General features: G+C 51.4%; 22 protein-coding genes. 3 read left to right on the top strand and 19 right to left on the bottom strand.

Going from position 1 to position 19,366, the window contains the following annotated elements; all coding sequences use genetic code 11:
* Positions 1–482: hypothetical protein (locus tag A6395_RS16050; RefSeq protein WP_159429475.1), on the top strand; the 482-nt coding region annotated here is incomplete at its 5' end.
* A gap of 484 nt (positions 483–966) precedes the next feature.
* Here A6395_RS16050 and A6395_RS15465 read toward each other — a convergent pair.
* From A6395_RS15465 to A6395_RS15820, 18 genes are all read right to left on the bottom strand, one after another.
* A complete protein-coding gene (locus A6395_RS15465; protein ID WP_071399715.1) occupies positions 967–2,403 on the bottom strand; it encodes an ImmA/IrrE family metallo-endopeptidase in 1,437 nt (478 codons plus the stop codon).
* A 4-nt stretch (positions 2,404–2,407) separates the two neighbouring features.
* Positions 2,408–2,695, bottom strand: a complete 288-nt coding sequence (locus A6395_RS15460) for a hypothetical protein (RefSeq protein WP_071399714.1) — start codon at positions 2,693–2,695, stop codon at positions 2,408–2,410.
* A gap of 5 nt (positions 2,696–2,700) precedes the next feature.
* Positions 2,701–3,150, bottom strand: coding sequence for a hypothetical protein (locus tag A6395_RS15455; protein WP_071399713.1), 450 nt, complete (start codon positions 3,148–3,150; stop codon positions 2,701–2,703).
* A gap of 9 nt (positions 3,151–3,159) precedes the next feature.
* A complete protein-coding gene (gene mobP2 / locus A6395_RS15450) occupies positions 3,160–4,314 on the bottom strand; it encodes a MobP2 family relaxase (RefSeq protein WP_071399712.1) in 1,155 nt (384 codons plus the stop codon).
* The gene (locus A6395_RS15445) at positions 4,307–4,558 is read right to left on the bottom strand and encodes a hypothetical protein (RefSeq protein ID WP_071399711.1); all 252 of its coding nucleotides are present in this window, start codon (positions 4,556–4,558) and stop codon (positions 4,307–4,309) included. The genes mobP2 and A6395_RS15445 overlap by 8 nt, the downstream gene beginning before the upstream one ends.
* 192 nt (positions 4,559–4,750) lie before the next feature.
* The gene (locus tag A6395_RS15440) at positions 4,751–5,590 is read right to left on the bottom strand and encodes a hypothetical protein (RefSeq protein ID WP_071399710.1); all 840 of its coding nucleotides are present in this window, start codon (positions 5,588–5,590) and stop codon (positions 4,751–4,753) included.
* Positions 5,591–6,169, bottom strand: a complete 579-nt coding sequence (locus A6395_RS15435) for a hypothetical protein (RefSeq protein ID WP_071399709.1) — start codon at positions 6,167–6,169, stop codon at positions 5,591–5,593.
* Positions 6,170–6,199: 30 nt separating this feature from the next.
* Positions 6,200–7,306 (bottom strand): lysozyme family protein, encoded by a 1,107-nt coding sequence (locus A6395_RS15430; RefSeq protein ID WP_084813115.1) that lies wholly within the window; start codon positions 7,304–7,306, stop codon positions 6,200–6,202.
* Positions 7,306–9,258, bottom strand: a complete 1,953-nt coding sequence (locus A6395_RS15425; protein WP_071399708.1) for a VirB4 family type IV secretion system protein — start codon at positions 9,256–9,258, stop codon at positions 7,306–7,308. The genes A6395_RS15430 and A6395_RS15425 overlap by 1 nt, the downstream gene beginning before the upstream one ends.
* Before the next feature lie 17 nt (positions 9,259–9,275).
* Positions 9,276–9,896, bottom strand: a complete 621-nt coding sequence (locus tag A6395_RS15420) for a hypothetical protein (protein ID WP_071399707.1) — start codon at positions 9,894–9,896, stop codon at positions 9,276–9,278.
* Position 9,897: 1 nt separating this feature from the next.
* Entirely contained in the window at positions 9,898–10,197 is a 300-nt protein-coding gene (locus tag A6395_RS15415; RefSeq protein WP_029336108.1) for a DUF5592 family protein, read from the bottom strand.
* Between the two features lie 6 nt (positions 10,198–10,203).
* Entirely contained in the window at positions 10,204–12,165 is a 1,962-nt protein-coding gene (locus A6395_RS15410; RefSeq protein ID WP_071399706.1) for a pLS20_p028 family conjugation system transmembrane protein, read from the bottom strand.
* Between the two features lie 15 nt (positions 12,166–12,180).
* Complete coding sequence (locus A6395_RS15405) at positions 12,181–12,597, bottom strand: hypothetical protein (RefSeq protein WP_071399705.1); 417 nt, start codon at positions 12,595–12,597, stop codon at positions 12,181–12,183.
* A gap of 113 nt (positions 12,598–12,710) precedes the next feature.
* A complete protein-coding gene (locus A6395_RS15400; RefSeq protein WP_149038997.1) occupies positions 12,711–15,236 on the bottom strand; it encodes a VirD4-like conjugal transfer protein, CD1115 family in 2,526 nt (841 codons plus the stop codon).
* 14 nt (positions 15,237–15,250) lie between these two features.
* Entirely contained in the window at positions 15,251–16,351 is a 1,101-nt protein-coding gene (locus tag A6395_RS15395; protein WP_071399703.1) for a hypothetical protein, read from the bottom strand.
* 66 nt (positions 16,352–16,417) lie between these two features.
* Complete coding sequence (locus tag A6395_RS15390) at positions 16,418–16,642, bottom strand: hypothetical protein (protein WP_012390467.1); 225 nt, start codon at positions 16,640–16,642, stop codon at positions 16,418–16,420.
* Between the two features lie 12 nt (positions 16,643–16,654).
* The gene (locus A6395_RS15385) at positions 16,655–16,837 is read right to left on the bottom strand and encodes a hypothetical protein (protein WP_051627825.1); all 183 of its coding nucleotides are present in this window, start codon (positions 16,835–16,837) and stop codon (positions 16,655–16,657) included.
* A 297-nt stretch (positions 16,838–17,134) separates the two neighbouring features.
* Positions 17,135–17,623, bottom strand: coding sequence for a helix-turn-helix domain-containing protein (locus A6395_RS15820; RefSeq protein WP_084813114.1), 489 nt, complete (start codon positions 17,621–17,623; stop codon positions 17,135–17,137).
* Between the two features lie 368 nt (positions 17,624–17,991).
* Here A6395_RS15820 and A6395_RS15375 point away from each other — a divergent pair, with 368 nt between their 5' ends.
* Together A6395_RS15375 and A6395_RS15370 are read left to right on the top strand one after the other, a co-directional pair.
* Positions 17,992–18,183: a helix-turn-helix domain-containing protein gene (locus A6395_RS15375; protein ID WP_286203280.1), complete on the top strand. Its 192-nt coding sequence runs from the start codon at positions 17,992–17,994 to the stop codon at positions 18,181–18,183.
* A 129-nt stretch (positions 18,184–18,312) separates the two neighbouring features.
* On the top strand, positions 18,313–18,789 hold the full coding sequence (locus A6395_RS15370) for a hypothetical protein (protein WP_071399701.1): 477 nt from the start codon (positions 18,313–18,315) through the stop codon (positions 18,787–18,789).
* 129 nt (positions 18,790–18,918) lie between these two features.
* On the opposite strand, the gene A6395_RS15365 is transcribed toward A6395_RS15370, so the two are convergent.
* Complete coding sequence (locus A6395_RS15365; RefSeq protein ID WP_071399700.1) at positions 18,919–19,227, bottom strand: hypothetical protein; 309 nt, start codon at positions 19,225–19,227, stop codon at positions 18,919–18,921.
* Between the last annotated feature and the right edge of the window lie 139 nt (positions 19,228–19,366).

Genomic DNA, 19,366 nt, shown 5'->3' with positions numbered 1-19,366 from the left:
GTTTTGTTATGAGATTGAAAAAAAGTAAGAGCTATATCAATTTTCATAATCTTAAGGGTGGATTACCTGGAAATGTAGGCTTTGATTTTGTGATTTCTAAAAATAATTTTAAAAAAGAAGAAAAATGGGTTCAATTATTTCATGAAATTTGCAGAGACTGGAGTCCTTACAGAGCCTTCATATCTAAAAGTTTCCCAGAAAGAGAAATATATATGTACGAGACTGGTTTTCTGCGACCAAAAGAAGTGGAGTGGATGAATTATTGGAGTAATGAGTTACTCTCAAAAGAGTTAAACGATAGCTTGATTTTTTTGAATTGGTACAAAATTACAAAGTTAGATAAAGGTTATTTATACCAATTAACAGCAGATGTTGATGATAATGATGTTTATCTCATGAGTGAGCATGCTCGGCAAAAGGTAGGGGAAGAGTTACTTTACAGACGTTCTGAAGATTTAGATGATTTAGAGGATTGGGAATAAATCACAGTTGAAAAATCTGGTTATTTACTAATACAAATGAACCGGAATGAATTTGAAAAATAAACTCATTAAAGTTTATTTCAGAGTGTAGACAAAGTCATGTTTCAGTTGAACTGAAACATGACTTTGTCGTTTTCGGGCCTTTAGGAGCTCTGCCCAAGCCCGCCATCTTCTTGTGATTGAGGGTAGCAAAAGTAAGCATTTTGACAACTCAATATTGTTGGAGTCTTACTTTAAATATATTAGCGCTTATAAAACGTACTCCGACTTCGAATCCTACATGAATTACCATGTTGAAAATCATTTTAAATTTCTACACAAACTAATGACAGCAAAGTGGGAAAAAGCTAGAGGAAATGAAGCAATAATAAGAAAACTGTATGGGTCTATATCAAATGCGATTGAGTATAAAGTCGTGAAGCCTATTTAGGAGAATAAAAGTCTAATATACAGCATGGGACTGACATAAGTCCCATACTGTATATTAAATTATTCGTTCAATATTTAGTATGATTTTTCTCGATAAAGATTCATTTTCATCATCAAGCAACACGTCATGCCAATGGTTTTCAAGCGATTTCAGAAGTGGTTTTTCAACCTTATTGTTCTTTTCTAAATCGTGTAATGGATGAACTGTTTTTTCGGGATCAAAGTGACCGCTGATCAATAGCTGATTGGGTAATGCAATCGTGTAAACGACAAGCGCGTCGTCATTGAAGTCATGATTGTTGGCGACACCGAATGATTGGAATCCGAATCCCTTACCATGGATATACATGAGCGGCTTTTCGACGTGATCCATCTTCAGGTTCGTCTCGAGTGTCGCTTTTGCGTTCAAATAGGGCTCCACCTCCTCGGGAGACACACTTTGTACGGCATGCACCCGCTCATAAAGACTGAGGTCAGCGTCTTTCCATCCCATACGCCGCTCCAGCTGTTCAAGGTAATCAAGAGGGCTCTGTTCTTTCGCCTGTTGCAAGGTGTTCACCTTCTCGAGATAGGACTCGATATGGTCGAGGAAAGCCGCGGATGTATGATGGACTTCCTGCAACAGTTGTTCCTTATCGAGGAGTTCCTTGTCTTTTGTCCAACCGGCCAGATAGGAGAGCGAGAAGTCGTCCGTCGGGAAACCGAGTTGATGTGAGACGACATAGGCGACCATCTCGGCCTGGAACTCCTTTTCGGGTGCCGTGAGTGGTTGGTCCCGCTCAAGATTCCGCTCTTGGTTGTGTAGCTCCGCGTGGGCGAGCTCGTGGATCATAACTGTGATGTCCTCGATCGATTTATTTCGTGGGTTCAAAGCGATTGCATGCAGCTCCGGATAGTAACACCCCTTCGCCGTCCCGATCTCGTCAAGTGGTTCATCCAATAGCGTCACATTTCGGGCATCCGCGAGCGTCGTCAAGGCGTCACGGATGTCTTGCTCGTTCTCGAGCCCGCCGTCCCGATGATATCGCTTGAAGATGTCCGAGACCTCGATCCCTTTCTCGCGCGCATCGGTCTGTGTGTACTCGAACACGTGACCGATCTTGAAGTATATCATCTTACGTGATGGGATTCGTCCTTGTTTCACGCCTTCCTTGATTGACTTCGGTGCCTTGCTGAGCGGTACCCATTCGTCTTTGTGCAGAGCGTACGTCACCGGGTTCGGGACGAATACCTTGATGCCACGCTCTCCTTTTTGGACCTGTGCGCCTTGCTTCTCCCAGAACGGATAAGAGCCGACCGCGACCGCGCCGGGAAACTGGGACTCGATTAAGACCGCGTTCCGCATCGAGTATTGATGGAACTTGCCGAGGAACTGCAGATGTTCACGGATCTTATCAGGACTCTCGAAGTAGTTGTCGATCTGTTTTCCCATCTGCTCGGTCAAGGCCTCGAGCTCGGCTTTCCGTTCTTCGTTCGTCTTCATCTTGGCCATCGTGTCAGACTCCTTCCTTCAACAAGTCGGTGACAGGTTCTGCAATATCCGTGAATTCGTTCAGTTCACGTTCGAGTTGTGGCGATGTGTCCGGGATGTCGAGTAACAGCCGTGTCCGCTCGAAATTGACTGGAAGCAAGACGATCTCGTCTTGCGCGATGGCGGTCAAAAGTTGGTGCTCGGAAACGGACACCGGAATGTCGTACCGTTTTCCATAGATGAGGACCGTGACGGTGTTCGGTTGAATTGTCAACAGTTGTCCCATCGTGAAGGGACGATCAAGTGGTCGCATAGGATTCATCCTCTCTCAAAAGTTAGTGTGTCCTTCTTCTGTTTTTGGTGTTCGATGCGTTCCTGGACGATACGTTCCGCCGTCTCGAGGAACGTCGGTTTGAACTGGTCCGTCGTCATGATGTCCTCGATGCCTTCGGTCTGCATGAGCGCCTGAAGGAGCTCTGTCAGGATCTGCCCGTGACGGTCGGAGCGGTTCGCGGCGAGACGGATCCGCTCGAGTTCTATTAACACCTGCCCGTTGATCAACTCCTCGATATGATGTGAGACCTGCGTGCTGATCGAGCGGGTGAGGAACTGCATGTCCCACTTCTCGTCGGCCAATTGTCTATGCTCTTCTGCGATATGGTCGATGACCTGACCGAGGTGGCCGAAGCGTTTGTCGTCGGCGAACTCTTCTAAATACGCGACCGTCTCCGGCTTTAATCGAAGACGGATCTGTCTCAACTCTTCCATCGTCCTCCCTCACTTTCCATATTCGATATCCCGTTCCAGTTGTTCATATGCACGCTGATTTTTCAGGTGTTCGAACTCGTCGCTCATGTGCCGCTCGATCCGGTAGAGTGATTCGTTGAATATCTTTTGTTGGTTGAACGCGCGTCGGACCGGATGTTTGGGGGCTTCATTTTTCTCGAATGTCGTTTGTTCTTTTGACAAGTCTCGCATCTCTGAGAGGATGGCATTCCCCATCCGGGTGTAGAGGTCCTGTCGCTTCGTCGTCCGGTAGCGCTCGGCCTTCTCTGTATCGCCATAACTGCGACGGTGGAACGAGACCTCCTGTTCGAGCCGCTCGTTGAAGCCTTGAAACTCTGATTTGAAGTGAAGGTCGATATAGCAGTCGGTCAGACGGTCGAGTGATTCTCGGAGTGGTTGCATCCCGTTCATGTTGTAGCGCCATTGACGTTTGTCTTCCGGCAACCGTTCATAGATGTACTTGAACTGACGGACGAGGTCGGGATGCAGGACACGGTTCGGGAGCGTTTGGATCTTCCGGTTCCGTTTATGGGCGACCAACTCGTTTCTTATGAACGCGTTCAGTTTCTCCTGTTCTTTTGTCCGGTCGGCGAGCGAGTGGATGACCTTCGACTTCATCAGCTCGATCGATTTAGGTTTGCGCTTGCCGCGCTCGCGCATGTGACTCGTCTCGACGATGGCGACATGGACGTGGATGTTGTCGGTGTTATAATGCACGGCGCCGGTCCAGTAGGCGTGGACCATCTTTTCTTTTTGGAGCATCGCCTCGACCGCGTTCCGCGTCGCCTGGATCAAGCGTTTCTCGTCGATGAGGTTGTTGTGAAGCACACCGGTCTCGCGCAGCCAAGCGTTATCGAACGAGATAATGTCTTGCCAGAGGATACTTCTATTCGCTTGCGCATACTTGAAGATATCGCGGACGGCGCGACGCTTTTCGTCGTCCAATCGGTCGTCCTCGCGTGTGAACAGACCGCTCGACTTCGTCTCGTCTTCCATATATTCGTGATACGTCTCGAACTGTTCCCGGCTGTCTTTCGCGTCCAGACGGTTGATGTAGTCGAGGTACGTCGTGTAGCGACGCGACTTCTTTTTCGTGCCCGGCACCTTGAACTTCGACTTGATGACGACACCCGGGGTCTCACGCATCTTGCATCACCTCGTTCAACAACCGGGTCACTTCGGCGAGCTCGTCCGCGCTTCGTTTTAGGTGGAACGTGTTCGCCTCGAGCTGTCGTTCGAGCCGCTCGACCTGCGTCGATTGGATGCCGTTTGCGCACCAGGAGGCGAGCAGTTCTTTCAAATATTGTTGCCGGGAGCGGTTGTGTTCCTTCGCCCATTCATCAATCTGTTTCACGATGACGGGGTCGATGTCGCGGAGCAATAGATCCATCTGCCTGACCACCTTTCTAGAGACTACATATTGCCAATGTCCTAAAAAACCGTCCAAAGAGCATAAGGGGAAACTGCTATCACTTGTCGTGATAGCCCAGGCAGAGCCTGGGGTTTCCGTGATATCACCAAAAGTCCGAAAATGGCACGAAATGTGCCAGTAAAACCAGCGATTTGGCACGAAATGTGCCACTTAAATCGACAGTTCCCGGAGCCTGACGCGTAATTTGTCGTGCTTTTCTTCGAGTGCTTGGATCGACTTTTCGAGTTTCTCGAGTTCCAGGTTGAGCTCGTCACGCTTCCGGTCGAGGTCGAAGATTTCATTCTCCTGTTCGACCTGTTCGTCGAGCGAGAGGTAGGGAAGTTCGCCTTCGAGCTCCTCTTTGTCACGGTCGAGTCGCTTGATCTGTTGCTGTTGCACCTCGACCGATTGACGAGCATCCTCCAGTTGCTGCTCGGTCTTTGCGAGCTCATCTTCGACGAAAAATTTCGTGAAAGTTGTCTCTTCAGACGAAGCGTGACTCTCCGAGTCGATGGTCCGGCGGTCGGCATAGAGTGACGTCAGTAGAGCGTTATCTCGTTCTTCAGGCGTGAATTCATCAAGTGATTGCGGCTCCTCTAACGCATAAATCCGGACGGCAAGTTGGTCGAAATCGTTCGGCACGTCTTTCAATTCGAGCACGTATTGATCGTTCCGTTCGTACAGCAACACAACTTCCTTCTCAGAATCCGGACGTGCCTTATAGACATAGCGATAGAGATGATTGTTCGTGTTACCTGGTGTCTCATCGAGTGAGAGGCGGACACGCATCGTCCGTTTATCCATGTCATAACTCCAGGCATGGAGCGTCACGGACTCCCCGTTCGAGAGTCGGATCGCCTCGTTGATCGGCGTCTCATTGACTGGTGCCTCTTCAGCAAAGAATAACGACGAGGTACCGAAGAAGAGGAAGCCGATGACAAAGAACACGCCGAGTCCGAGGTAGATTCGTGAGACGTTTTGGGTGAGGCGTCGTCGCGATTGTCGTCGCATCTAAATCCCTCCTTCTGGTGTCAGGTCTTCCATCTCGGTGACGACTAAACGTCCGTCGATGGACTCGAACGCCAGAGCCAACAGTTCTTGCGTCGTCTCTTCATAACCCGTTTCGGTGATCAACAGGTCTTGTTCGAACCGCACGAGACAATCTTCTCCGGAGACAGAAGGGAACACCTCGATGTCGCGGACGGTCGTCTCGAACGTTCCGACGTCACTGCCGTCAGCGGTGAAGAGCGTGGCCGCGAGGTCCTCCGACATGACGTCTTTCGCCTGTCGTTTCTGGGCCGTGTAGCTGTCTTTCGTGACAGTGAAGGTGTATTCGACGAAGCGTGTCGCGTTTGTCGTCAGCTCTTTCATTCGTCCCGTCTCCGTCGAGGCGACGACTGGTTCGGTGTCCGCCGACGTAGCCTCGGAGGTTGCCGATTCAGAGGGAGCTACACTCTCATTCTCCGTTTCACTCGCGTTCGAATAGCTCGTTACAGCCGTCACTTGTTGATAGAAAAAGACGTTCGCCGCGAGCGAAATCAGGAGCAGTACCCCGAACAGATAGGCGAGGTGACGTGCGGTGAAGTTCATCCTTTCTCCTCCTTTCCATACATCCATGACTCAAAATCCGAAGACCGGGGCGGGGTCGATATGACCGGACCATTCGCTCGTCTTGATCTCGAAATGCAGATGGTTCCCGCTCGAGCGGCCGGTCGTGCCGCAGTACCCGAGCGCCTGCCCGGCGTCGATCTGTTGTCCGGTCTGGACGCCGAGACGACTCAGGTGCGCGTACGCCGTGATGTAATTGTCGTGCCGGACTTGGACGAGATTCCCGTACGGTCCGCGGTTCCCGCTATAGATGACGGTGCCGCTCTTGACCGCGTGGATCGTGTCGGACGGGGTGCAACTGAAGTCGATACCGGTGTGATTGTCCCGTTGTCCGAAGACGACGCGCCAGCCGAAACGCGATGTCACGTTGAGCGGAATGGCGAGCGGGGAACGTAACCCTGACAACAATTCTTTCGTGATGATTCCGTCGGCGGCGGCGACCGGCGCGAGATATTTCAACACCGCGTCGACATATTCGATGTCCCCGTAACAGGCACCGTGCTGGACCGCGCTCGGTCGATGACAGCGATAAATGCCGGTATGTTTCACACGCTGGTACATCATCTGGGAGAACGAGATGGCGAGCTCTTTCGAATAACTTCCGCCGTTCTTCTGGACGTAGTCGATGAAGCCGCCCCCGAAGTTGTAGCTCTGTAGCGTGAGCTGCACGTCACGGTTCGCCCGTTCGAAGACGGACGCGAAATGCTCGACGCCGTACACGATGCTCTCCTCGGGAGAGGTGATGCACCCGATCCGTCCACATTTTGATTCGCTCGCCTGCATCGGATCGTTCCCACGTCCGCCACTCTCCTGCATCATGAGCGCGAGCACGAGGTTCGTCTGTTCGGACAGCCCGTGCTTCGTCAGTTCTGATTCGACCAAGCCCCGATATTGGAGCACCTGGTCGCTCACCTGGAGACCGCCCACGGTGTCGAACGTGACGTCGGTCGGTTGCTCATTCTGTACACCCGTGAGCGTGTCGAGGATCCCGACGACGAGGATGACAAAGAACAACACGAGTACCGCGATGCCGATCAGGATGAGCCGCCACTTGAGCGTCGCGAGCTGCCATTTCGCCGTGACGGCGAAGCGGGCCGTCCGTTTCGCGGCCGCCCACATCAGGCACCTCCACCGAACAAAGCGAGTTCTTCGGGCGCGACATCGACGTCAAAGATGAGGTTCTGCACGCCCGAGATACTGAGGACGACGCGTCCCGTCTCGAGCGAGGGGATGAGACGCATCTCGGAGTTCGAGAGTTGTCCGTCGAACACCGTTTGGATAATCGGGATGCTCTCCGCGTCCTGTTCACCGATGATCTTGTATTGCGTGAGCTGGAAGAGTGACTTGACGTTCTCCGCGTTCTCGGACTTCGACCCGGCCGGCACGAAGTCGGTGATCAGATGCGAAACGAAGAAGATGCCGCCGAAATACTTGCGCGCCTCGCGCATGCAGCGTTGCAGATACAGGATAGCCGGTTGAGCGATGTCGCGCGTGTTGATCAGATGGTGCGCCTCGTCGATGACGATGAGATACTTGCACGCCTCCTCGGTCCGGAGCACGCCCTGGTTATATGCTTTCAGTTGACTCGAACCGTTGGCAATCATCCCGTCCCACAGCATGTTCATCAGCGAGAACACCTGCGCCTGGAACACCTCGTCACGCAGGCTCGTAAGGTTCCGGAGCGGGAACGACACGATGAGCTCCTCGTCGAACCGGTCGATCGAGGAGTGGCCGTCGAAGATGTTACCGTAGTTATGGACGAGGTTCGTGACGGCGAGTTCGATGTTCTCGAGGCGCCGGACCCGGTTCGGACTGATGGCGTCCTTGATCGAGGTGCGCGTGTCGTCCGTGTAGAGCTCACGCCGCACGAGCGTCAAAAAGTCGGAGAACGTCGGGTACCGGTTCGCCGGATGCGTCGTGATCGGCAGTTCGCCTTGTTCGTCCCAGAGCCCGTGCCGTACATATAAATCACGAAGTAAAATCTCGAACTCGTTCGTCTCTTCCTGCGTCGCCGCCGGGTTGATGTAGTGATAGAACACGGCCATCTTCGACAGGTGTTGCATGAACGAGAGTGCCTCGTTGGCGCTCCCGTCATTGTTCGTCACCGTCTTATAGACATGGAGCGGGTTGATGAGACCGGCCGACCCGTCGAGCGCAATCTCTTTTCCGCCGAGCTGACGCACGAGGTCCGAGAACTCGCCCGTGACGTCGAGAATCCGGATCTTGTTGCCCTTGATCGCCTGGTCGAGCACCGTCTTCTTGAGGAGTGTCGACTTGCCGGACCCCATCTTGCCGATCATGAGCGCGTTATAGAACTTGCGCTGTTTGTCCTTGTGGAACAGGTCGAAGATGACGCTGCCGTTCGTGTCGGTCGTCCCGTAATACGTGCCGGTCGCGTCCTGGAGCGACGTGAAGTGGAACGGATAGCCGCCGGCGATGGAGAGAGACGGGATCTCTTTCCCACGGCGCCGGTTCGGGAGTTTTTGTTGTTGGTCATAGCTCGTGAACAGGCTCTGCCACTCCCATTCCTGTTCGTTCAGGAAAATCGTCGAGCGGAAGTTCCGGGCCTCGAGTTCTTCCATCACCTCCTGCACCTTCACCTCGAGCGCGTCGAGTGTCTTCGCCTTCACATAGAGGCGTAGATGCAGATATTTCATCGTCTCGCCCTGGGTGATCTGTTCGTAGAGCTCGTTCAGCTCCTTATACGTCTCCCGGGCGTCGATGCGGTCGATGTTGTCCTTCGCGTTCTCGAAGCGCGTGTTCTGTTCGGCCATCGACTTGTTGATGGTCTGGATGATCTCACGCTTGTCTGCAGTCCCGATGTCGAGCGTCGTCAAAACGCCCGGCATGTTCAGGATCGGCTCGAGCCAGTAATCGTAGACGAGTGACTGATATTTATAGACGTGGAGACAAGACAGGTAGCCGTCCCCGAGTCGGACGAAGTTGGCGTCGAACTTAATGCCACCCTGCGGCTGGATCTTGGCGATGACGTCGGGGTTGTAGCCTTTCTCGATCTTGACGGTCTCCGGGTCCTGTTGTTTGGATAACTTGTCACGCAGACGCTGCCACATATGCGTCACTCCTTTCTTCAGGCGTCGAGTTGCGGTTTCGTGTTCGGGTTGTTCAGTTGGTAGAGTACATGGATTTTCTGGTCGAGCGTCAGCTCGCGCATCGGGTTCGAGCGGCGGAGCAGTTTAGAGAGATGCGTCTTCCGCTCGCGTAGCGTCCGCTCGTCGTCGGCATAAAAAAAGAGGAGATAATCGCGATTGGTGCGATGCTCCTCGAGGTATTCGAGCTCCTGCTTCTTCTTCAATAAGAAAGGCAGGTAGGCCGGTGTCTGATTTTGTCGAATCTGTCGTTCGATGCTGATCTTCTGTCGCTCGAGACTGAGCGGTGTGTTCAGCGGAACGACCTTGAGTGGGTGCGTGTACGCCTGTAAAAGATAAGCGAGCGAGAACACGTCATGGTCTTTTTCCTCCTCGTTCAAGGAGTAGATGTCCTTCGAGGTGAACTGGACCATGTCGAGATAGGTCCCGTCCCACATCTCGAACGCCTCGGTCCCGGTGATGTCGACGACCGGCATCAGTTCGGCGACCGTCGGTTTGACGACGACCTTGTTTTTGACCTTCCGTTTTTCGGCAACGTCCTGTTCGTCGAGCCAAGTGCCCGTGCGTCTCGGTTCTTGTAGCGACTCCTCGATAAAAGCCATCTCAATCACGTCCTTTCGTGTGCGCGTCGAGCGCGAGATAGGTGTCTTTCCGTTTGATGAGCGCGTAATAGAGCGCGTGGACCATCCGCTTCTGCGGGTTCGTCGCCGGTCTGAGCACCATGAACAGGCCGAAGACGACGAGGAAGACCGTGAACGGGATGTGTAGCACCGACGGGATGAATGGGAGCGTCACGAGCCGGAGCACGATGAGCCCGACGAGAAACAGGAAGTCATGCAGATAGAGCATCTTATTGATCTTCAGTTCGGTCGTGACTTCGTTCGGGATCCGGTATTTGCGCATAGGTCATCACTCCTTTTTCTTCATGTTGTCAGGTCGCGGTGGCGAGGTCGGATAGATCCGTCGCGACTCATCATGGTGCTGGCTATGACGGTGCGTCTGATTCTCACGCACCTGTTCGATGACCTCGGTCTCGATGTCGAGCACGGTGTCCTGATGAATGGTCGGGCGGGCGCGTCCTTGGCGTTTCTCTGTTGCCGTATCACTCGAATCCGTCGCAGATGACGAAGACGAGGATGAATCGTTTGAATGTGGTGCCTCATGAGGTGTCGCTGACGTCGCGTCGTTTCTCGCTATCGATTCACTGTGACGATGGTCTGGTCCGGATGCGGCATCGATGGACCCGGTTACCGGTTCGAGAGTCGACGAAGCCGGGATTGGAGAATGACCAGAGCTTGAATGATCGTGGATCGATTCCGGTCTTTGTGTCTCCGGTGACGTTGTTTGATGATCGGGTCTACTTTCTGTATTCGATTCAAGATTCGTCGCATGAATCGATTCGGGAGATGTGCGGCCTGATGCTTCGTTCACGTGTGGAGAACCTTGCGCCTCCAACTCGAATTCTTGACCGTTGTTTGGTTGCGCAACGTCCTTTGGATTTGTCGATTTTTCTTGGTCAGGTTGAGTGTGACTTGCGGTTTGATTCGTCTGAGCAACACCATCTGGATCGGTTTGTCTCTCGGCATCCATCCGTTTTGAAGCTTGGCCCGCTGCACTAAGCGGTGAATCACTTTGCGGCATGGCATTCGAATCCATCCGAGCCGTCGCAGCCTCATGGAGCGATGGCATCTTCTGTGCGCCTTGTGTGGCACGCGCGACCTTCGAGACCGCATTGGCACCGGCCGAGGTCACGCCTTTCCCGGCAGCATAGGCGCCGAGCGCGACACCCCAGCCCCGTTTGAGCCCCGCATCGATCCCGAACAGCCGCTCGACCATGTTCGGCCCGTCAATCAATGCGACCGAGAAGGCGATGAGGGCGATCAGATAGGCGAAACCGTCCAACGTCTCCGCCAGATAGGCGGTCCCGATCGTGTACAGCTTGATGGAGACGAAGATCAGGATGATCACGAGGAACGTGTTCAATATGCTCTGGATGACCTTCTTTGTCTTTTGACCACTGTGCAGGTCGGCTGGTGCGACGAGAATTGCCAAGACATAGTTGAAGGCGAGCTCGAACGAGAGACGCGCCAGTTTGTAGGCGATCGAGAACAGCGTGAAGCCCATGATCCCGAGCGTGACGAAGATGGTCAACCAGTTCGGCTGATATCGATAGTAGTATTGATTGTTCCACTCGACGCCACTTTGATCGAGTTTACCGAGACTTGTCTCTTTTCCGTTCCATAGAATATAGGACTCGGCCAATTTGTTTCCGGTTGCCGATAAGTCATAGTTGTTCTTGTCGAAAATCTCATTGATTCGGATATTATCAATCAACTCAGTCGGAATGGCATTTAATGATTCGCCTGTAGCAGCATCAAAATTCTTCGAATCGTGCTCAATCAAATCATGTACATTCCGTTTTAAGATATTCTCAGATAATGAGGATTCTCCGTCGTAAAGCGAATCTGTTCCGATTTCTGCGATTGCTTCATCAGAGAACTCCTGAATTCGACTCATGGTTGGTGAAAGTAAACCTAAGATCAATAGTGTGATGAACAGGTTGATCAAAAAACTCTCACGTTCAAATTTCTTTTGGAAAATCAACAAGTACCCAGTAAACAAGAAGCTTCCTGCTAAAAGAACATACAAAAAAGGTTGAATCGTAAGAACGAATTCAACCACTTGTTCATTATTGAAGAATGTATTGGTTAATAGGATTTGATTCGTGATTGATTCAAGACCGTCAATCAAGACTGATAGTCCTCTGACAAGAATCCATCCCATTGAGCGCAGTGCGTCATTGACCATACTACTTATTTGGAGTACATCTTCGTATTCCTGTAATTTGGTGATTAAATCGGAATCAGCCATTGAAAGACCCCCAATCTACTGAGTCCTAGTAAAGAAGTCCGCTAACTGTTGTTCGTAATTGTCCGCCGTCAACATTCCAACGTTGATTTCATCTGTGACGTTTCCATTTTGAATAGAGTATAGAACGGCACCTTTTAGTTCGTCAGTGTATTCAAAGTTACCCCGATCGACAAGTGTCTCGCCATCTGGCTGAAACGTATTATAGAGCGTGACTTGTTGGCTCTCTTCGTTCGCTACCTCTTTTACGAATTCAACGAACTCTTCGAATTCACCATCTTCTTCTTTTACAATCAGCAAATAATCATCCTCTTCGGCTGTCATGACCTTCTCAACGTGTTCAATATCACGTTGAACCAAAGACTCATCGGAATTTGAGCAAGCTCCAAGTAAAAATAAGCTGATTCCTAAAGTACCCGCAAGTAGTTTCCTCATAACGATTACCCCTCCGTCAGACGATTTTCCCCTTCAATAGATCCGCGACTTTTAAATTGACGCGGAAGTCGAACTTATCTATTAGTGTAACAGTTTTCGGGGTATCTGAGGTGTCATCCTGATAGACGGTCAGAAAGCCGTCGGTCGTCTGAATATTGAGCACGTCGCCCCGCTCGAGGCGGACGCGCTGCGTCTCGATGATCCTCGCGACGACACGCAGTTCGTTCTGGATTCGCTTCTCTCTCGCACTCTCGGTCATGGGTTCGGCCTCCTCTCCCCTGTGTGCCTTGCTTCAGTTTCTCGAGTCGTTTTACAATCATCGTGCTTAAAAAGCTCTTCTGACTGTCGGTGACGTCATACACTCCTAAGTTCAGATTCGTCTCGAACTCGGGTAGGGCAAGTCCGCCGATGTCATGACCTTCGAACATCGAGCGCAGGATGCTGTCCTGCAGCACGTCACGTACCGTCAACGGTTTTTCTTCCTGATTCGATTGCTCACTCGTATCCGTCTCGTCTTCTGCCCTGGCGAAACGGACACGAATTTGCTCGAAGTCGAGACCGGCGTGACGACAGGGGATGTCGATGTCATGCAGGGAGCGGTCCGTGTCGAAGTCGTCGGCCAGGTATTCGTAGCGGTATTTCATCGCCGTTTTGCCGCTCAGGAAGATCGGATACGACTGAATGCGCCGCTTCTTCGTGTCCTGACGCTTGATGACACGGATGATGAGCATCTCGCCTTCCTTTAGCCCCATGACCTCGGTCGCCGTCATGAGCCGGCGACCGTCCACGTTCTCCGTCTTCGATTTCTTGAGCGAGAACGTCTGCCCGGACCGTGATTTCGTGACGATAGTCGCCTCACCGAGCTTCTTCGAGATCAGTTCGGCGGTCGATTCGTCCGCGGTCAACAGATAGTGCGTGTTCCCACAGTTGCCGTCGATCGTCTTCCAATCCTCCCCGTACAGGTTCTCGAGTTGAGAATAGGCCTGGATCACGAGGTTGAAGCGCATGTTCCGGCCGAGACAGACGGTGATGATGTTGGCCATGCCCTCGATCGGCGGCATGTTCCCGAACTCATCGAGTAGGAAGACGACCTGACGTTCACATTTTCCTTGTTTCGTCTGCGAGGCGACCCGGGCGAGCGCAGTGTACACCTGTTTGATATAGAGCGACGCGATGACATTGAACGTCGGGTCATAGTCCGGGACGATCAGGAAGACCGCCACGGGACGTAGCTGATGCATCACTTCCCGGATTTGGATCGTACCATCAATAAAGTAGTGGAAGCGTCCGTTCTCCTCATCCTGTGCGTCTAACTTTATCATTGAAGTGTCTAAGTCCGTCGAGACCTGGATGACGCTTCCGGATTGGAGCGACGACGTGTGATACACGATGAAGCTACCATCGTCGTCCGTCGTGAGCGCATGGGTCGTCCCATCTGGGAACGTGAACGTGAGCCGTTTCAGCGGTTCGGTCCGTCCACTGATCCAACGGTTGAATCCGATGCGCCGCATGTCGAGCGAGTTCATCGACGTCAGCTTCCCGGTCCCGTTCAATGTGAAGATTCCTAGCTTCGCATTCGTATTGGCCAGGATGCTCGCCCGTGTCTGACCACCGGAGAAGTGGAGCGTCGCGAACTGGAGCCGGGCCGGGTGGTTCTCCGGGAACCGCTGAAAGAACTCGTCGAGCGCGGAGATTTCCTGACCTTGCCGCGTCACCACCGTCCGTGACCCGAGGTCCGAGAGCATGAGGGCGACGTTGTACATGTTGATCTTCTCCGGCGTGTCCTTCGCCTCCTCACAGAGCCCGAGGATGAGCGCCGTACACAGGTCGATCGACGAGTTGGCCCAGAACGGGTCCCGCGCCTTCGGGTCATGGTACAACATGAACGCGACCGAGCGTGCATACTGTTGGGCGAGCGAGTAGTTCTCCTCGAGGAACGCGTCAATTGTCAGCTGCAACAGATTGTACGACATCGATTGGAGCGGGTTCATCAGGTTCAACACCTCGACCTGATAGCCGCGTTGCTCGAGCGTCTCCTTCGAGGCGGCGAAGAGCTCACCTTTCGGGTCGTTGATGATCAGACTCGCCTGGTCACTCGCCCGGCTGTACAGGTCAATCGTCGAGAAGACGAACGTCTCTCCCTTCCCGGATCGGGTCGTCCCGATGACCAAGTTGTTGACGGGCGAATCATCGATGAACAACTTGTTCTTGACCCGCCCGACGGGGACACCGCCCAATCCGTCATACCGCTTCTTCCGGTCCGGGACGCGGCGGTACTGTCGCTTCAGTTCGTCAAATGAGGTGAAGCGGGCGCTACCTTTCTGATTTTTTCGCAGATCCCGGAAATTCAGCCATACCTTGCCGAACACGACCAGCCCGATCAGTATGCTGAACACCATCAGCCCGAGCAAGACGGTCGAAGAGGGAAGACTCACCTCCAAAAACAATGAGGGTGAGAGCGCCGGGGTCGTCGCCCCGGCCAACAACCCGTCTTTTAATATCGGGGTCATGATTTGTCGAATGATGTTGTAGACCCCGTTCAGCAGATAAAAAATCCCGACCGGCAACACCAACAGGCAGAACAGGGCGGGGAAGATCAGACGTATCGGGAATCGTGGTGACAGAGATCGAGTTCTCAATTATTTCACCTACCTTAATCTGAATAAAGAATTGTTTCTAGGTCAACTTCTTCAGCAGTGATAGCGGCTTGAATCTTCTCACGGGCCGAGGTGTCCTTGCTAGAGGTTTTCTTCAGTTTCTCGTTCAGTCCGTCGATGGTGGCCGTGCTGTCTTGATAGTTGTCGACTTTTTCTTGTGCGGCAGGGTCGTTCGTTTTGGACGCCCACTCATTTGCGGACTCGATGTCCCCGAGAAAGAGATAGGCGGTCACCTTCGCGGAGACGCGGGGCGCGGTCCATTCCACATTTTCCGTCTTGGCCACGGTCTCATGGTCCCGTTCCAGTGCGGCGATATCGAACACTCCCTCATCGGTCGGATGTGACGCTTGGAAGTCCTGGAGCCGTTCCAATTTTTCCTTATCGGATAGGTCAAGCCCAGTCAGTTTCGTCTCGATCAGGATCGGGTCACCCGTGAGCTCGAGCGCTTTCTGGTCTGCGCCTTCCGCCAAATAGAGGTCGACCAGTAGGGAATCCTCTTCCTCGGACCGGTCTTTCCGTTCCAGTAAATCGATGAGTGAGGATTCCTCACCTTGGAGCGCCTGTTCGTAAGCATCCAACCATGCCTGTTCGACACCGGTCACCTGTTCGGCGTGCGCCTCCTTGTCGATGAACCATTGCGCGGCAGTGAAGAGTGAGGTGAAGAGAATCCCGGCCGTGGCCGCCCCGTAGATGAGGCGGCGCTGTAAGCGGGTCAGACGTGACTGATAGGTCGACGAGACGGTTGTGATTGGTTTAACGGATTGGCGCTTATAGTCGTCCGGTGTCTCGGCCTCGATCTCGTCGAGGAGCCACATCTTCTTCGCGTTATCCTCTTTCTTCGTCCGGATCCGTTGTACCCGGTCCTTGACCTGATGATACAGGTTCGGATAGGTCCCTCCGGTCCCGAACGTGAACGTCCCTCGATACAGCAGTTCGTCTTTCTGGTCGAAGAGCCGGAAGTCACCGGAACAGCTCGTCCCTTCCTCGCTACGCGCCTGGTGCAGGTCATGGGTCGCGATGACCGCCTCGGCGAAGGGGAGCCGCTCATAGTTCTGGATCCGTGTGTCCGGCACGTCGGTGAATCGTACAAACAGCATCTCGTTCCTCCTCTCGTTTCAAGCAACAAAAAAAGCCTTCCGATTGGAACGCTGTGGGCGTCTGCATTAGAATTTGATGTTCTGGTCGACCATCTCGGCGAGCGTGAACGCGCCCATGACGATGATCAGGCCGACGGCGCCCCCGACGAGCCAGCCGACCGCCTTCGAGCGGCCACGATCCCCGCCGAAGATGAAGTAGAAGCCCCCGATCGCGAAGGCGATGGCCGCGGCGATGACGGCGAGCCCCTGGAAGAACTGAAGCAAGCTGAGCCCTGTCTCATTGAGTCCCATGTCGTTCCCTCCTTAGTCCTGGTGCGCCGGCGACTTGAAGCTGAGCTTCGCCTCGAGCGCCTCCATGATGAGCTCCTGGTTGTCCTGGATGACCTGTTGATGCTGCTCGTCGAGCCATTCCTCGTAATCCTTCCCACGGATGCGTAAGAGTTTCTCGGCGAAGCTACGGTTCTGTTTCTGCTCTTTTGATGCCACACTACACACTTCCTTCCCTTGATTCTTGATGTGCAGCAGCACATCATTAAGGACAGTCGGATTCGGTGCGGTGGGTTTCTAGCCGTTCCCCCACGAACTCTGTTCCTCGTTGTGATGAGGAACTGTACAGGGTTTTTCGATGACCCGGAACGATGCTGTGACCTTGTGGCGAGTTTTAGGCGACTCTCGCCGAACCATCTGTGCGTAGATCACGCCCACCCGGTCACTGGTGAGGGACACGCCGGTATATGATTGGAGGAGACCATCCTTAAGGATGTGTTGTTGCGTCGATGTCGGTTACTGTCGAACGTTTTTTCGCTTCTTGACGTGGACGAGCTCGTCATCCGGGTTCTTTCGCTTGGCCAACACATGGGAATCACTGACGACGGTGCGGATCCGGTAATAGAGTTGCGTCAATTGGACCGCCTCGCCGCTCTCTCTCTCGATACCGAGGAATCCGTGCAGTTCATACGTCTTCCCGTCGAACGTCCGGACCGAGTCGGCCTGTGGCAGCTCTTTCAAATCGAAACGACGTCGCTCGAGCTTGGTGACGGACCGTTTCGCGCCATATCCGAAATCAATGGCGTCCCACGGGACCGTCGCGAGCGTGTGCCCGAGCGCACGTGCCAGATGATCGATGTCCGCGATCGACGGCACCGAGCGGTTCTGTTCATACTGGCTGATGGCGGGCTGTGAAATCTCCCCGAGCGTCTTCTCCGATAGTTCGACCTGTGACCAGCCCGAGAGCCGGCGGTTCTCCTTCAACCACTCCCCGAATCGATACATAAGCCTTCCCCTTTCTGATGAACCAGAGCGGCGACCAAACAGATGTTTCCTTTTGTTGGTTCCAATATAACAGGGATAGGAATAAAAATCATCAGTTTTCTGATATGTCAGAAATTTTACAATTGACGATTCTTGTCGAATCTGCTCTATACAAGGGATGGAGAGCAACAGTAACTCAATATTTTTGGTTTTGTAGCACAACTGTAAAAAAACAGCGCTTTGAGTATAGAAAATAATGACAAATATTTTGATTTCAAGAGATTGTGGTAGGGTAGAGGAATAGAAGGTTTGGTAAAGAATAAGGAGATAAGAGAGTACTTAGATCGTGGGGTGAGCAAGTGGAATTGAACGAGGCAATCATCGAGCGGATGAAGGAGCTCGCAGCGGAACGGAATATGACCATCCATCAAGTGATCCAAAAGGGTGGATTGAATCAGGCGACCATTTCGGAACTAATGACCGGACGTACAAAGCATCCTAAAGTTAGTACTGTTCAAAAATTTTGCGGAGGCTTAGGTATCACACTCAATGATTTTTTTAATGATAAAAAATTTAGTTAAATCAATCGAGATAAAAAACTAAGTACAAGTTTAACTCTAATCTTAATTAAGACCGTTATTTTCTTAATAAAGGAAATAACGGTCTTTTGAATTAAAATATATATAAATAATGTATGGAGGTGGATTTTTATGACTGACAATGAGTTGTTAGATTTTAAGAAAAACTTTGAAGGAATATTCTCATATGAAAAGGTTGAATACCTTACAGAGAAAAAAGATTATTCTTATTCGAATGACCCAAATGACAGATTTAGAAGTGACTCATTTGAATATGTTGTGGAGTTTCAAACTTATTTAGATGTTTTTGAACGTCGAATTATTACTGAAGCTACAAGGGTCACAGGAGAATTAGTAAATAAATTGGAATTTAGTAAGTGGTTTGACTTGGGAAGTAAATTTGTGCCTCAGATTGTTGAATATGATCCCGAAACTGTAGTCATTGATATTGGTTTAGAAGAGTTAGATACAGATAGATGGATTGAACAATACCGACAATTGATGAATGATGTTTTGTACTCATTCTCGTTACCGCTATCACTTGAGAATAAAAATGGTAAATTTGAAGAAGTAACATTTAAAATTGCCGAGGCAAGTAAAATCAGATAATTTTTTTCTGATTTGACGTATTTTGAGTATTAGATGTTATTATGCTCAATGAGCACGAAAAATTGATGGTAAAAAAGAAGTGAAGAGAATCGAAATTCTCTTCACTTCTTTTTTTAAAAATTAATGATATCAAGGGTTACTTAACTCCCAAGTCCATCCGTTACCGACTTCATAGAGAATTAACTCTTCTCCCTCAACTTTTTGTTTTTCCCCCTGAATAATTGTCTTGTCAGAGATATCATGCTCGTCTTCAACAATAAATGCATCAGAAGCCTCATCATAGTAAGCATCAGTTCCTGAAAGCCTTAGTGCATTCATGATTTTTTTTACTTCATCAATCTCGAATAGAGGAATTTCCCATCCATTCCACCGTCTCTTAGTCCAATAACCTTCAAACTCTTGATTCAATGAATCGATGTAAAACAGTCGTTTCTCCATGTTGCGCCTCCTCAAATGTTTATATGATTTTCTATCTAACTCAAAGTATACCAAATCAAACTTTTTAATATTTGTATACATGTATACAAATATTAAAAAGTTTGATACGTTGAAGTTACAAATAAAAAAAGGAAGGCAC

The sequence above is a fragment of the Exiguobacterium sp. SH31 genome, from assembly GCF_001816105.1.
GTDB classification, from domain to species: Bacteria; Bacillota; Bacilli; order Exiguobacteriales; family Exiguobacteriaceae; genus Exiguobacterium; species Exiguobacterium aurantiacum_A.
This window is presented reverse-complemented; position numbering and strand designations above follow the sequence as displayed.

Coding starts and splice junctions, on each gene's coding strand:
- A6395_RS15465 (WP_071399715.1), bottom strand. CDS start 2,403: ATGGCCAAGATGAAGACGAACGAAGAACGGAAAGCCGAGCTCGAGGCC.
- A6395_RS15460 (WP_071399714.1), bottom strand. CDS start 2,695: ATGCGACCACTTGATCGTCCCTTCACGATGGGACAACTGTTGACAATT.
- A6395_RS15455 (WP_071399713.1), bottom strand. CDS start 3,150: ATGGAAGAGTTGAGACAGATCCGTCTTCGATTAAAGCCGGAGACGGTC.
- mobP2 (WP_071399712.1), bottom strand. CDS start 4,314: ATGCGTGAGACCCCGGGTGTCGTCATCAAGTCGAAGTTCAAGGTGCCG.
- A6395_RS15445 (WP_071399711.1), bottom strand. CDS start 4,558: ATGGATCTATTGCTCCGCGACATCGACCCCGTCATCGTGAAACAGATT.
- A6395_RS15440 (WP_071399710.1), bottom strand. CDS start 5,590: ATGCGACGACAATCGCGACGACGCCTCACCCAAAACGTCTCACGAATC.
- A6395_RS15435 (WP_071399709.1), bottom strand. CDS start 6,169: ATGAACTTCACCGCACGTCACCTCGCCTATCTGTTCGGGGTACTGCTC.
- A6395_RS15430 (WP_084813115.1), bottom strand. CDS start 7,306: ATGTGGGCGGCCGCGAAACGGACGGCCCGCTTCGCCGTCACGGCGAAA.
- A6395_RS15425 (WP_071399708.1), bottom strand. CDS start 9,258: ATGTGGCAGCGTCTGCGTGACAAGTTATCCAAACAACAGGACCCGGAG.
- A6395_RS15420 (WP_071399707.1), bottom strand. CDS start 9,896: ATGGCTTTTATCGAGGAGTCGCTACAAGAACCGAGACGCACGGGCACT.
- A6395_RS15415 (WP_029336108.1), bottom strand. CDS start 10,197: ATGCGCAAATACCGGATCCCGAACGAAGTCACGACCGAACTGAAGATC.
- A6395_RS15410 (WP_071399706.1), bottom strand. CDS start 12,165: ATGGCTGATTCCGATTTAATCACCAAATTACAGGAATACGAAGATGTA.
- A6395_RS15405 (WP_071399705.1), bottom strand. CDS start 12,597: ATGAGGAAACTACTTGCGGGTACTTTAGGAATCAGCTTATTTTTACTT.
- A6395_RS15395 (WP_071399703.1), bottom strand. CDS start 16,351: ATGCTGTTTGTACGATTCACCGACGTGCCGGACACACGGATCCAGAAC.
- A6395_RS15390 (WP_012390467.1), bottom strand. CDS start 16,642: ATGGGACTCAATGAGACAGGGCTCAGCTTGCTTCAGTTCTTCCAGGGG.
- A6395_RS15820 (WP_084813114.1), bottom strand. CDS start 17,623: ATGTATCGATTCGGGGAGTGGTTGAAGGAGAACCGCCGGCTCTCGGGC.
- A6395_RS15375 (WP_286203280.1), top strand. CDS start 17,992: ATGAAGGAGCTCGCAGCGGAACGGAATATGACCATCCATCAAGTGATC.
- A6395_RS15370 (WP_071399701.1), top strand. CDS start 18,313: ATGACTGACAATGAGTTGTTAGATTTTAAGAAAAACTTTGAAGGAATA.
- A6395_RS15365 (WP_071399700.1), bottom strand. CDS start 19,227: ATGGAGAAACGACTGTTTTACATCGATTCATTGAATCAAGAGTTTGAA.